Here is a 12,163-nt window from a genome sequence, read left to right as displayed (position 1 = left end):
AAGGCGTTAAAGTTTTTTGGCTTTTTCCACAGCTTCTTCGATGGAACCGACCATGTAGAACGCCTGCTCCGGCAGGTGATCGTATTCGCCTTCCATGATGCCTTTAAAGCCACGGATGGTGTCTTTCAGGGAGACGTATTTACCCGGAGAACCGGTGAATACTTCTGCCACGAAGAACGGCTGGGACAGGAAGCGCTGGATCTTACGAGCGCGCGCTACCACCAGTTTGTCTTCTTCAGACAGTTCATCCATACCCAGAATGGCGATGATGTCTTTCAGTTCCTGATAACGTTGCAGGATGGACTGTACGCCACGCGCGGTGTCGTAGTGTTCCTGACCAACCACCAGCGGGTCCAGCTGACGGCTGGTGGAGTCCAGCGGGTCAACGGCCGGGTAGATACCCAGAGACGCGATCTGACGGCTCAGTACCACGGTTGCGTCAAGGTGCGCAAAGGTGGTTGCCGGAGACGGGTCAGTCAAGTCATCCGCAGGTACGTATACTGCCTGTACGGAGGTGATAGAACCGGTTTTGGTGGAAGTGATACGTTCCTGCAGAACGCCCATCTCTTCCGCCAGGGTCGGCTGGTAACCTACCGCTGAAGGCATACGGCCCAGCAGTGCGGATACTTCCGTACCGGCCAGGGTATAACGATAGATGTTGTCAACGAACAGCAGTACGTCACGACCTTCGTCACGGAATTTCTCAGCCATGGTCAGGCCGGTCAGAGCAACGCGCAGACGGTTTCCCGGCGGCTCGTTCATCTGGCCATATACCAGGGATACTTTGTCGATAACGTTGGAGTCGGTCATTTCGTGGTAGAAGTCGTTACCCTCACGAGTACGTTCACCTACGCCCGCAAACACAGAGTAACCGGAGTGCTCGATCGCGATGTTACGAATAAGCTCCATCATGTTTACGGTTTTACCTACGCCCGCACCACCGAACAGACCAACTTTACCGCCCTTAGCGAACGGACACATCAGGTCGATAACTTTGATACCGGTTTCCAGCAGTTCCTGAGAGTTTGACAGCTCTTCGTAGGAAGGTGCTGCGCGGTGAATCGCCCAACGCTCTTCTTCACCGATCTCGCCTTTCATGTCGACCGGTTCGCCCAGTACGTTCATGATACGGCCCAGAGTCGCTTTACCTACCGGGACTTCGATCGGGTGTTCGAGGTCTTTTACATCCAGACCGCGACGCAGACCGTCGGAGGAACCCATTGCGATGGTACGCACGATACCGCCGCCGAGCTGCTGCTGAACTTCCAGCACCAGACGCTCATTACCATTTTGCACCTCAAGAGCATCGTACACGCGCGGTACGGCATCCTGAGGGAATTCGACGTCAACTACGGCGCCGATTACCTGGACAATCTTTCCAGTAGCCATCTTAAATCCTCTACGAAATAACCTGTTTAAACCGCGGCGGCCCCCGAGACGATCTCGGTGAGTTCCTGAGTAATGCTGGCCTGACGAGCTTTGTTGTATACCAACTGCAGCTCTTTAATCAGGCTGCCGCCATTGTCGGTCGCGGCTTTCATCGCCACCATACGGGCGGCCTGCTCGCTGGCCAGGTTTTCAACCACGCCCTGATAAACCTGAGATTCGACATAACGACGCAGCAGGGTATCCAGCAACGCCTTCGGATCGGGTTCGTACAGGTAATCCCAGGATTTATGTTTCAGATCATCATCATCTGACGCCGGTAACGGCAGCAGCTGGCTGATGGTCGGAACCTGAGACATGGTGTTAATAAATTTGTTGCTGACAATGTAAAGCTTGTCCAGACGGCCTTCGTCGTAGGCCTGCAACATCACTTTTACCGGACCGATCAGTTCGGACAGGGAAGGGTTATCCCCCATGCCGGTGACCTGGGCAACAACATTGCCGCCCACGGAGTTGAAGAACGACACGCCTTTTGAGCCGATCATTGCGAGGTCGCATTGAACGCCTTTGTCGGTCCAGGTCTTCATTTCCGCCAGCAGTTTTTTGAACAAGTTAATGTTCAAACCACCGCACAAACCACGGTCGGTCGACACCACCAGGTAGCCCACGCGTTTAACGTCGCGGTCTTCCAGGTATGGGTGCTTATATTCCAGATTACCGTGTGCAAGGTGACCAATCACTTTGCGCATGGTTTCTGCATAAGGACGGCTGGCCGCCATGCGATCCTGCGATTTACGCATTTTGGAAGCGGCGACCATCTCCATCGCTTTAGTGATCTTTTGCGTGTTCTGGACGCTTGCGATCTTACTACGTATCTCTTTTGCGCCGGCCATGAGCTTCTCCTCAATGCCTTGCGGCCTGCCCTAAGGCAAGCCGCCAGACGTTACCAGGATTGGGTTGCTTTGAAGGAATCGAGGATGCCTTTCAGCTTGCCTTCGATTTCGTCGTTGTAGCCACCGGTCTGGTTGATCTCTTGCATCAACGGAGCGTGATCACGGTCGACGTAAGCCAGCAGAGCGGCTTCGAAGCTGCCGATTTTCGACAGTTCAACATCCGCCAGGTAACCACGTTCTGCTGCGAACAGAACCAGAGACTGCTGCGCAACGGACATCGGCGCATACTGTTTCTGTTTCAGCAGTTCGGTCACTTTCTGACCGTGGTCAAGCTGCTTACGCGTTGCATCGTCAAGGTCGGATGCAAACTGAGAGAACGCTGCCAGTTCACGATACTGTGCCAGAGCGGTACGGATACCACCGGACAGTTTTTTCATGATCTTGGTCTGTGCTGCACCACCAACACGGGATACGGAGATACCCGGGTTAACCGCAGGACGAATACCGGCGTTGAACAGGTTGGTTTCCAGGAAGATCTGACCATCGGTAATGGAGATTACGTTGGTCGGAACGAACGCAGAAACGTCACCTGCCTGAGTTTCGATAATCGGCAGCGCGGTCAGAGAACCGGTTTTCCCTTTCACTTCACCTTTGGTGAAGGCTTCAACGTATTCGGCGTTAACACGCGCAGCACGCTCCAGCAGACGAGAGTGGAGGTAGAATACGTCGCCCGGGAATGCTTCACGTCCAGGCGGACGACGGAGCAGCAGGGAGATCTGACGGTAAGCAACAGCCTGTTTAGACAGGTCATCGTAAATGATCAGCGCATCTTCACCGCGGTCACGGAAGTATTCGCCCATTGCGCAACCAGCATATGGTGCCAGGTATTGCAGTGCAGCGGATTCAGACGCGGTTGCTACCACAACGATAGTGTTAGCCAGAGCGCCGTGCTCTTCCAGTTTACGTACCACGTTAGAAATGGTGGACGCTTTCTGGCCGATAGCGACATAGATACATTTGATACCGGAATCGCGCTGGTTGATGATGGCATCGATAGCCAGTGCGGTTTTACCGGTCTGACGGTCACCGATGATCAATTCACGCTGACCACGACCGATTGGGATCATGGAGTCAACGGCTTTATAACCGGTCTGTACCGGCTGATCTACGGACTGACGTTCGATAACGCCCGGAGCGATTGCTTCTACAGCAGAGAAGCCGTCGTGATCCAGCGGACCTTTACCGTCGATTGGCGCACCCAGAGTGTTAACCACACGGCCCAGCAGGCCACGGCCAACCGGAACTTCCAGGATACGACCTGTACACTTAACTTTCATGCCTTCGGCAAGGTCAGCGTACGGACCCATAACTACCGCACCTACAGAGTCGCGCTCGAGGTTCAGTGCGATAGCGTAACGGTTACCCGGCAGGGAGATCATTTCACCCTGCATACAATCGGCCAGGCCGTGGATGCGGATAACACCGTCACTTACAGAAACAATAGTACCTTCGTTGTGAGCTTCACTCACAACATTGAACTGAGCAATGCGCTGCTTGATCAGTTCGCTGATTTCGGTGGAATTCAGTTGCATGCTCCAGTCCCCTTAAGACTGCAAGACGTCTGCAAGGCGCTCAAGACGACCGCGTACGCTGCCATCAATGACCATATCACCCGCTCGGATGATAACGCCTGCCATTACAGACTTATCGATTTTGCAATTCAGCTTAACTTTGCGTGACAGACGTTTTTCCATCGCAGCAGAAATTTTCGCGAGCTGTTGTTCACTCAATGCAGCAGCGGAAATGACGTCTACCTCAGCGGTAGCCTCACTCACGGCACGCAGGTGAATAAACTGCTCCAGAACATCCGGGAGCGCTTTAAGACGACCATTTTCAGCCATAACCCGAATCAGGTTCTGACCGTTTTCGTCCAGTTGCTCACCACAAACTGCGATAAACGACTCGGCGAGCGTTTCTGGCGCAAGCGCGCCAGAGAGAAGCTCTGCCATCTGTTCGTTTTTGGTTACCTCGGCGGCAAACGCCAGCATGTCCTGCCAGCGTTCTACACTTTGGTGTTCGACGGCAAAGTCAAAAGCTGCTTTGGCGTAGGGGCGAGCTACCGTAATAAATTCAGACATCAGCCCCTCCCTCCTTACAGTTCAGCGACAAGTTTATCCACGATGTCGCTGTTAGCAGCTTCATCCACGGAACGTTCGATGATCTTCTCGGCGCCAGCAACAGCCAGGATAGCAACTTGCTTACGCAGCTCTTCACGGGCACGTTTACGCTCGGCTTCAATTTCCGCCTGCGCCTGGGCCACGATTTTAGTACGTTCCTGCTCTGCTTCAGCTTTAGCTTCGTCCAGAATCTGCGAGCGGCGTTTGTTCGCCTGCTCGATGATTACCTGGGCTTCCGCTTTCGCTTTTTTCAGCTGGTCGGTCGCGCTGGCCTTTGCAAGGTCAAGGTCCTTATGTGCTCGTTCTGCGGAAGCAAGGCCGTCAGCAATTTCTTTTTGACGTTTTTCGATGGCTGCCATTAATGGCGGCCATACGTACTTCATGCAGAACAGAACGAACAGGACAAACGCGATGGCCTGGCCGAGGATTGTTGCGTTAAGATTCACAGCACAATGCCTCTATTTAGTTAACGTTCTGATATTGCTCTTTAAATAAAAGCAACGCTTACTACGCGACAGCGAACATCACGTACAGACCCAGACCTACAGCGATCATCGGGATAGCATCCACCAGACCCATAACGATAAAGAACTGAGTACGCAGCAGAGGAATCAGATCAGGTTGACGCGCTGCGCCTTCCAGGAATTTACCCCCGAGGATGCCGATACCGATCGCAGCACCGATTGCCGCCAGACCCATCATCACAGCGGCAGCCATGTACAGCAGATCCATATTCAGGTTTTCCATGACAGTCTCCAGTTTGTTTCAGTTAAAACGTAGTAGTGTTGGTAAATTAATGTTCTTCAGACGCCATCGACAGATAGACGATCGTCAGAACCATGAAGATGAAGGCTTGCAGCGTAATGATCAGGATGTGGAAAATGGCCCACGGCACATTCAGGATCCACTGTGACCACCACGGCAACAGACCAGCAATCAGAATGAAAATCAGCTCACCAGCGTACATGTTACCGAACAGTCGCAAACCGAGTGAAACTGGTTTGGACAGCAGGCTTACCCCTTCAAGGATTAAGTTGACAGGGATGAACGCCCAGTGATTGAACGGCTGCAGCGTCAACTCTTTCGTGAAGCCGCCGATGCCTTTCATTTTGATGCTGTAGAACAGAATCAGGATAAATACGCCCAGTGCCATAGACAGCGTTACGTTCACGTCCGCAGACGGAACCACACGCAGTGCCGGCAGACCCAGTACATGTTCAGCAATGTACGGCAGCAGATCGATAGGCAGTAAATCCATCAGGTTCATCAGGAACACCCAGACGAAAATCGTCAGGGCTAGCGGAGCAATCAGCTTGCTTTTGCCATGGTACATGTCTTTCACGCTACCATTAACAAAGCCGATTATCAGCTCAATCGCGGTCTGAAACTTACCTGGCACGCCGCTGGTGGCCTTTTTGGCTACGCTACGGAATAAAACCAGGAACAACAGACCCAGCACCACCGAGAAGAACATGGAGTCAATATTAATTGTCCAGAAGGTGGCTGGGGGGTTATGCGGATCCACCAGCGAGAATGTACGCAGGTCCAGCTGAAGGTTATTCAGGTGGTGTCCTATGTAATCCTGCGGCGTCATATTTTCTGAAGCCATGATGCCTTTTACCCTTTGTTGTTAATTACAGCCGGCGCCAGTATCTGAACCACCAGCACCAAAACCCACGTAACGATCAGCGGCAAGAATACCGCCTTTAAAACCGCCAACGCCACCACCAGTAACACCAACATCGCCAGAACTTTGAAAGCTTCGCCGAAAGCGAACGTCCAGGCCACCCGGCCTTTCGCTGGTGTATGCGCCTGGTGACGCCAGGCAAATATCATAAAAAAAACGTTAGGCAGAAAGACTGCCAGGCCTCCACTTAACGCAGAGATGCCCCAGAAGGGGTCTTTGAGGCTGAACAGCAATCCACTTGCTATCGCCGCCAGTAACTGAACGAGCAGAAGCTTCCGAGCAACGTTTCGACTCAAGAGCGACACAGACATCACGTTTTTCACTCCTGCTCCCTTCGAGGTATGCCGCGTGTCGTATAAAACTTTCTTTAAGGCTTAGAGTCAAGCATCAAAAAGCGGTCAAATTATACGGTGCGCCCCCGTGATTTCAAACAATAAGTAGCCAAAAGGTGAATAAATGTTTAAATATTTTTCCAGTGCATACAATTGCGACTTTTCTGCTAACCGTGGTGGATCATGAAAAACTGTAAATAACGCGTAAACACTAGTGGTAAAGCGTGCTTCAGATCACATATCGAGTATGTTCACTCGTAGCATATTTATTTACTTGGCAAATGATGCCATTGCAAGCTTCTGATATTTCAGTCTAAAAACAGATACTGTTTTCATAAATGACATTTACACAACAAAAACCAGCCATTGACATTCTTAATAAAATTTTAACAGCAAATTATGGTTATTAGCGCCGATTTTTAGCAGCCTGATATTTTCGCTAATGACTTATTTTCTGCTTACCAAAAAAAGCCACGTTAGCTTGTTGATGCAAAAAAGTGAACGTGGCGTTAAATGTAACCAGTTATATCAGTAGAAAACCTGGTTGTTGTTAACAGTCTAACCGGTCAATTTTTTATTATTTTTTTGATAAAAATTAAATTTTATTTGCTTTAATCACCACCAGATGACGTTCGCCATCCAGGGCTGGAACCTGAAGTTTAACCACTGATTCGACCTGATATTCTTCGGGCAACAAAGCGATTTCATCTTCTGGCATTTGGCCTTTCAGCGCATAGAAACGGCCCTGCTCACCAGGAAGGTGGTGGCACCAGCTCACCATATCGTTCAGAGAGGCAAAAGCACGACTAATTACGCCATCAAATGGCGGCTCTGACGGAAACTCTTCTACCCTGCTCTGTACCGGTTCAATGTTTTCCAGTTTCAGTTCATGTTGCACCTGACGGAGGAAACGCACACGTTTACCGAGGCTATCCAGCAGCGTGAAATGGGCTTCAGGACGCACGATGGAAAGCGGTATGCCAGGCAGTCCCGGTCCGGTTCCCACATCGATAAAACGCTCACCTTGCAGATATGGTGCAACGACAATGCTGTCGAGAATATGGCGTACCAGCATCTCGTTAGGATCGCGGACCGAAGTCAGGTTGTATGCCTTATTCCATTTATGCAGCATATTTACGTAGGCAATAAGCTGATTTTTCTGGTGATCGGTAAGCGAAATTCCTGCGTCTTTCAGCAGTGAAGAGAGTTTGTTGAGCACGGTGATTACCTGTTCTTGATGCGTTGCCCGGTAAGCGGGTGCTTACCAGGCATTTTTAATGCGTTATGCGCTACGACGCAGCATACCCTGTTTTTTCAGCCACACCAGTAGAATGGAGATGGCCGCAGGTGTGACGCCAGAAATACGCGAAGCCTGACCAATAGAGGCCGGTTTGTGATCGTTGAGTTTGGCGATCACTTCGTTGGACAGACCAGATACCTGGCAGTAATCCAGCGTCGCAGGCAGCAGCGTCTTCTCGTTACGCTGTTGCTTTTCGATCTCATCTTGCTGGCGCGCAATATAACCTTCGTATTTAACCTGAATCTCAACCTGTTCCGCCGCCTGTTCGTCTGTCAACGCAGGGGAAAACGGCGTCAGCATGGTTAATTTTTCATACGTCATTTCCGGACGACGCAGCAGATCTTCACCACTGGCCTCACGGGAAAGCGGCGCAGTCAGGTGAGCATTCACTTCGGCTGCAGCTTCCGCCGACGGGGTTACCCAGGTCGATTTCAGACGCTGACGCTCACGCTCGATGTTCTCAAGCTTTTCGTTAAAGCGCGCCCAGCGCTCGTCATCCACCAGACCCAGTTCACGACCGATTTCAGTCAAACGCAGATCCGCGTTATCTTCGCGCAGCATCAGACGATATTCTGCGCGCGAGGTAAACATACGATACGGTTCTTTGGTTCCTAAAGTGCACAGATCATCGACCAGTACGCCGAGATACGCCTGAGAACGAGCCGGAGCCCAACCTTCTTTGTCAGCAGACAGGCGAGCGGCGTTAAGACCGGCCAGCAAACCTTGCGCAGCGGCTTCTTCGTAACCAGTAGTGCCGTTAATCTGCCCGGCAAAGAACAGCCCCTGGATAAACTTGCTCTCCAGCGTTGGTTTCAGGTCACGCGGATCGAAGAAGTCATATTCGATGGCATAACCAGGACGCACGATCTTCGCATTTTCCATCCCCTGCATGGAGCGGACGATTTGCATCTGCACATCGAACGGCAGGCTGGTGGAGATACCGTTCGGATAAATTTCGTTAGACGTCAGCCCTTCCGGTTCAAGGAAGATCTGATGCTGATTTCTGTCGGCGAAGCGCATGACTTTGTCTTCGATCGACGGGCAGTAGCGTGGGCCAACACCTTCGATCACCCCTGCGTACATTGGACTGCGATCAAGGTTACTACGGATCACGTCATGGGTTTTCTCGTTGGTATGGGTGATATAACACGGTACCTGCTGGGGATGCTGGGCCGCATTGCCCATGAACGAGAACACCGGCATTGGGTTATCGCCATGCTGTTGCGCCAGCACGCTGAAGTCGATAGTGCGCGCATCGATACGCGGCGGCGTCCCGGTTTTCAGGCGACCAACACGCAGCGGAAGCTCACGCAAACGGCGTGAGAGCGGAATGGACGGCGGATCGCCAGCACGGCCACCGCTGTAATTATCCAGACCGATATGAATTTTACCGTCAAGGAAAGTTCCGACAGTGAGCACGACAGCTTTAGCACGGAACTTAAGACCCATCTGGGTGACAGCGCCGACTACGCGATCGTTTTCGACAATAAGATCCTCAACCGCCTGCTGGAAGATCATCAGATTTGGTTGATTCTCCAGCGCAGTACGTACTGCCTGACGATAGAGCACGCGATCCGCCTGAGCTCGGGTGGCGCGAACCGCCGGCCCTTTGCTGGCGTTTAGTATCCTAAACTGGATACCAGCCTGATCGATCGCTTTCGCCATCAGACCGCCGAGTGCATCCACTTCTTTTACCAGATGTCCCTTCCCAATACCGCCGATCGCCGGGTTGCAGCTCATCTGCCCCAGAGTGTCGATATTGTGTGTCAAAAGCAGAGTCTGTTGACCCATACGCGCCGCAGCCATCGCGGCCTCGGTGCCTGCATGACCCCCGCCAATGATGATGACGTCAAAAGGATCCGGATAAAACATGGTGATTGCCTCGCATAACGCGGTATGAAAATGGATTGAAGCCCGGGCCGTGGATTCTACTCAACTTTGTCGGCTTGAGAAAGCCCCGGGATCCTGGGTATTAAAAAGAAGATCTATTTATTTAGAGATCTGTTCTATTGTGATCTCTTATTAGGATCGCCCTGTCCTGTGGATAACAAGGATCCGGCTTTTAAGATCAACAACCTGGAAAGGATCATTAACTGTGAATGATCGGTGATCCTGGGCAGTATAAGCTGGGATCAGAATGAGGGGTTATACACAACTCAAAAACTAAACAACAGTTGTTCTTTGGATAACTACCGGTTGATCCAAGCTTCCTACCAGAGTTATCCACAGTAGATCGCACGATCTGTATACTTATTTGAGTAAATTAATCCACGATCCCAGCCATTCTTCTGCCGGATCTTCCGGAATGTCATGATCAAGGATGTTGATCTTCAGTGTTTCGCCAATCTGTTTTGCACCGGAATTTTTGAGTTCAGCCTCGAGTTTATCGATAGCCCCACAAAAAGTGTCGTATTCACGACTGCCAATACCGATTGTGCCAAAGCGTACCGCAGAAAGATCGGGCTTTTGTTTCTGCAATGCTTCATAGAAAGGAGAAAGGTTGTCTGGAATGTCTCCGGCACCGTGGGTTGAGCTGATAACCAGCCAGATCCCAGAGGCAGATAAATCTTCTAACAGCGGACCGTGCAGCGTTTCGGTGGTAAAACCTGCCTCTTCCAGCTTTTCAGCCAGGTGTTCTGCTACATATTCGGCACCGCCGAGAGTGCTGCCGCTGATAAGAGTGATATCTGCCATAAACCGCCACCTTTATTAAGAGTGGCGTATTGTACGCTGTGAACGCGCTGGGATCTACCTGTGGAAAAGTATGGGATTAAAAAAGCTGATCATGGCTTGATGGTACGAATGATCGGGTTCTGCAGAACGATCAATGTCTCAGTGGACTGAATTTCATCAATTGTTTGGATCTTGTTGATAAGTACATGCTGGAGAGCGTCGATCGAGCGGCACATTACTTTTATAAAGATGCTGTAGTGGCCGGTTGTGTAATAGGCTTCGGTGACTTCGTCGAGACTTTCCAGCTTTGCCAGCGCGGAAGGATAGTCTTTTGCGCTCTTCAGGATAATGCCGATAAAACAGCCTACGTCATAACCGAGCTGTTTCGGGCTGACGTCGATACGGGCGCCGGTAATGATCCCCGCCTGCTTCATTTTCTCTACACGAACGTGAATTGTTCCCGGACTGACGCCAAATTGTTTCGCCAGTTCAGCGTAAGCAGTGCGTGCATTACCCATTAACGCTTCCAGGATGCCGCGGTCCAGATTGTCGATCAGATAATTTTCCATAGGATTTTCTTATGTGTATTGATTATTCACTCTATTTTAGCTTTCTTTTTTAATGAATCAAAAGTGAGTGAGGCTTTTTATTGAATGAATATTGCATGCGTGCTGGTTTTTGTTGCTTAATCATAATCAACAGGACGCAGGAGTATAAAAAATGAAAACCGCTTACATTGCCAAACAACGTCAAATTAGCTTCGTGAAATCTCACTTTTCTCGTCAACTGGAAGAACGCTTAGGGCTGATTGAAGTCCAGGCGCCTATTCTTAGCCGTGTGGGGGATGGCACGCAGGATAACTTGTCGGGCTGTGAAAAAGCGGTACAGGTAAAAGTGAAAGCTCTGCCTGATGCCCAGTTCGAAGTGGTTCATTCACTGGCGAAGTGGAAACGTCAGACATTAGGGCAACACGACTTCAGCGTGGGCGAAGGGCTGTACACGCACATGAAAGCCCTTCGCCCCGATGAAGACCGTCTTTCCCCGCTTCACTCGGTCTATGTTGACCAGTGGGACTGGGAACGCGTAATGGGCGACGGTGAGCGTCAATTCTCCACTCTGAAAAGCACAGTAGAGGCGATCTGGGCGGGAATTAAAGCAACCGAAGCAGCTGTTAGCGAAGAGTTTGGTCTGGCACCGTTCCTGCCGGATCAGATCCACTTCGTACACAGCCAGGAATTACTGTCTCGTTATCCGGATCTCGACGCCAAAGGGCGTGAGCGGGCGATTGCGAAAGATCTTGGCGCGGTATTCCTCGTCGGGATTGGCGGCAAGTTGAGCGATGGTCATCGTCACGACGTGCGCGCACCGGATTATGATGACTGGAGCACTCCGTCAGAGCTGGGTCATGCAGGGCTGAACGGCGATATTCTGGTGTGGAACCCGGTGCTGGAAGATGCGTTTGAACTTTCTTCCATGGGGATCCGTGTGGATGCCGACACGCTGAAGCATCAACTGGCGCTGACCGGGGATGAAGATCGTCTGCAGCTGGAGTGGCATCAGGCGCTGCTGCGTGGTGAAATGCCGCAGACCATCGGCGGCGGTATCGGCCAGTCTCGTTTGACCATGCTGCTGCTGCAACTGCCACATATCGGCCAGGTTCAGTGCGGTGTATGGCCAGCAGCTGTTCGCGAGAGCGTCCCTTCCCTGCTGTAATT

13 protein-coding genes are annotated in these 12,163 nt (G+C 51.3%); 1 reads left to right on the top strand and 12 read right to left on the bottom strand.

All coding sequences use genetic code 11. From position 1 onward, the window contains the following. Nucleotides 1-6: 6 nt before the first annotated feature. The 12 genes from atpD to asnC all read right to left on the bottom strand — a co-directional run bounded on the left by atpD (nt 7) and on the right by asnC (nt 11,017). A complete protein-coding gene (gene atpD / locus A9180_RS02575; protein WP_000190506.1) occupies nt 7-1,389 on the bottom strand; it encodes a F0F1 ATP synthase subunit beta in 1,383 nt (460 codons plus the stop codon). A gap of 26 nt (nt 1,390-1,415) precedes the next feature. Then, nucleotides 1,416-2,279 carry a F0F1 ATP synthase subunit gamma gene (atpG, locus tag A9180_RS02570; RefSeq protein ID WP_000896498.1) on the bottom strand — a complete coding sequence of 288 codons (864 nt, stop codon included), beginning with the start codon at nt 2,277-2,279 and terminating at the stop codon, nt 1,416-1,418. 50 nt (nt 2,280-2,329) lie between these two features. Continuing rightward, nucleotides 2,330-3,871, bottom strand: coding sequence for a F0F1 ATP synthase subunit alpha (gene atpA, locus A9180_RS02565; protein WP_001176745.1), 1,542 nt, complete (start codon nt 3,869-3,871; stop codon nt 2,330-2,332). Between the two features lie 12 nt (nt 3,872-3,883). Beyond that, nucleotides 3,884-4,417 carry a F0F1 ATP synthase subunit delta gene (gene atpH / locus A9180_RS02560; protein ID WP_001288583.1) on the bottom strand — a complete coding sequence of 178 codons (534 nt, stop codon included), beginning with the start codon at nt 4,415-4,417 and terminating at the stop codon, nt 3,884-3,886. Nucleotides 4,418-4,431: 14 nt separating this feature from the next. Then, nucleotides 4,432-4,902, bottom strand: coding sequence for a F0F1 ATP synthase subunit B (atpF, locus tag A9180_RS02555; RefSeq protein ID WP_001052219.1), 471 nt, complete (start codon nt 4,900-4,902; stop codon nt 4,432-4,434). Between the two features lie 61 nt (nt 4,903-4,963). Then, nucleotides 4,964-5,203: a F0F1 ATP synthase subunit C gene (gene atpE / locus A9180_RS02550; protein WP_000429386.1), complete on the bottom strand. Its 240-nt coding sequence runs from the start codon at nt 5,201-5,203 to the stop codon at nt 4,964-4,966. A 46-nt stretch (nt 5,204-5,249) separates the two neighbouring features. Beyond that, complete coding sequence (gene atpB / locus A9180_RS02545; protein WP_064525908.1) at nt 5,250-6,065, bottom strand: F0F1 ATP synthase subunit A; 816 nt, start codon at nt 6,063-6,065, stop codon at nt 5,250-5,252. 8 nt (nt 6,066-6,073) lie between these two features. Next, entirely contained in the window at nt 6,074-6,454 is a 381-nt protein-coding gene (atpI, locus tag A9180_RS02540; RefSeq protein WP_064525906.1) for a F0F1 ATP synthase subunit I, read from the bottom strand. Between the two features lie 616 nt (nt 6,455-7,070). Continuing rightward, nucleotides 7,071-7,694: a 16S rRNA (guanine(527)-N(7))-methyltransferase RsmG gene (gene rsmG, locus A9180_RS02535; RefSeq protein WP_033804388.1), complete on the bottom strand. Its 624-nt coding sequence runs from the start codon at nt 7,692-7,694 to the stop codon at nt 7,071-7,073. Between the two features lie 63 nt (nt 7,695-7,757). After that, nucleotides 7,758-9,647, bottom strand: a complete 1,890-nt coding sequence (gene mnmG / locus A9180_RS02530) for a tRNA uridine-5-carboxymethylaminomethyl(34) synthesis enzyme MnmG (RefSeq protein ID WP_064525904.1) — start codon at nt 9,645-9,647, stop codon at nt 7,758-7,760. Between the two features lie 378 nt (nt 9,648-10,025). Further along, nucleotides 10,026-10,469 (bottom strand): FMN-binding protein MioC, encoded by a 444-nt coding sequence (mioC, locus tag A9180_RS02525; protein WP_064525903.1) that lies wholly within the window; start codon nt 10,467-10,469, stop codon nt 10,026-10,028. A gap of 89 nt (nt 10,470-10,558) precedes the next feature. Further along, nucleotides 10,559-11,017 carry a transcriptional regulator AsnC gene (gene asnC / locus A9180_RS02520; RefSeq protein WP_064525901.1) on the bottom strand — a complete coding sequence of 153 codons (459 nt, stop codon included), beginning with the start codon at nt 11,015-11,017 and terminating at the stop codon, nt 10,559-10,561. A 151-nt stretch (nt 11,018-11,168) separates the two neighbouring features. On the opposite strand from asnC, the gene asnA reads away from it, so the two are divergent. Then, entirely contained in the window at nt 11,169-12,161 is a 993-nt protein-coding gene (asnA, locus tag A9180_RS02515) for an aspartate--ammonia ligase (RefSeq protein ID WP_000845136.1), read from the top strand. Nucleotides 12,162-12,163: the final 2 nt, after the last annotated feature.

The sequence above is a fragment of the Escherichia sp. B1147 genome (assembly GCF_001660175.1).
Lineage (GTDB): Bacteria > Pseudomonadota > Gammaproteobacteria > Enterobacterales > Enterobacteriaceae > Escherichia > Escherichia whittamii.
This window is presented reverse-complemented; position numbering and strand designations above follow the sequence as displayed.

Coding starts and splice junctions, on each gene's coding strand:
- atpE (WP_000429386.1), bottom strand. CDS start 5,203: ATGGAAAACCTGAATATGGATCTGCTGTACATGGCTGCCGCTGTGATG.
- atpG (WP_000896498.1), bottom strand. CDS start 2,279: ATGGCCGGCGCAAAAGAGATACGTAGTAAGATCGCAAGCGTCCAGAAC.
- atpH (WP_001288583.1), bottom strand. CDS start 4,417: ATGTCTGAATTTATTACGGTAGCTCGCCCCTACGCCAAAGCAGCTTTT.
- atpA (WP_001176745.1), bottom strand. CDS start 3,871: ATGCAACTGAATTCCACCGAAATCAGCGAACTGATCAAGCAGCGCATT.
- asnC (WP_064525901.1), bottom strand. CDS start 11,017: ATGGAAAATTATCTGATCGACAATCTGGACCGCGGCATCCTGGAAGCG.
- mioC (WP_064525903.1), bottom strand. CDS start 10,469: ATGGCAGATATCACTCTTATCAGCGGCAGCACTCTCGGCGGTGCCGAA.
- atpI (WP_064525906.1), bottom strand. CDS start 6,454: ATGTCTGTGTCGCTCTTGAGTCGAAACGTTGCTCGGAAGCTTCTGCTC.
- atpD (WP_000190506.1), bottom strand. CDS start 1,389: ATGGCTACTGGAAAGATTGTCCAGGTAATCGGCGCCGTAGTTGACGTC.
- asnA (WP_000845136.1), top strand. CDS start 11,169: ATGAAAACCGCTTACATTGCCAAACAACGTCAAATTAGCTTCGTGAAA.
- atpB (WP_064525908.1), bottom strand. CDS start 6,065: ATGGCTTCAGAAAATATGACGCCGCAGGATTACATAGGACACCACCTG.
- mnmG (WP_064525904.1), bottom strand. CDS start 9,647: ATGTTTTATCCGGATCCTTTTGACGTCATCATCATTGGCGGGGGTCAT.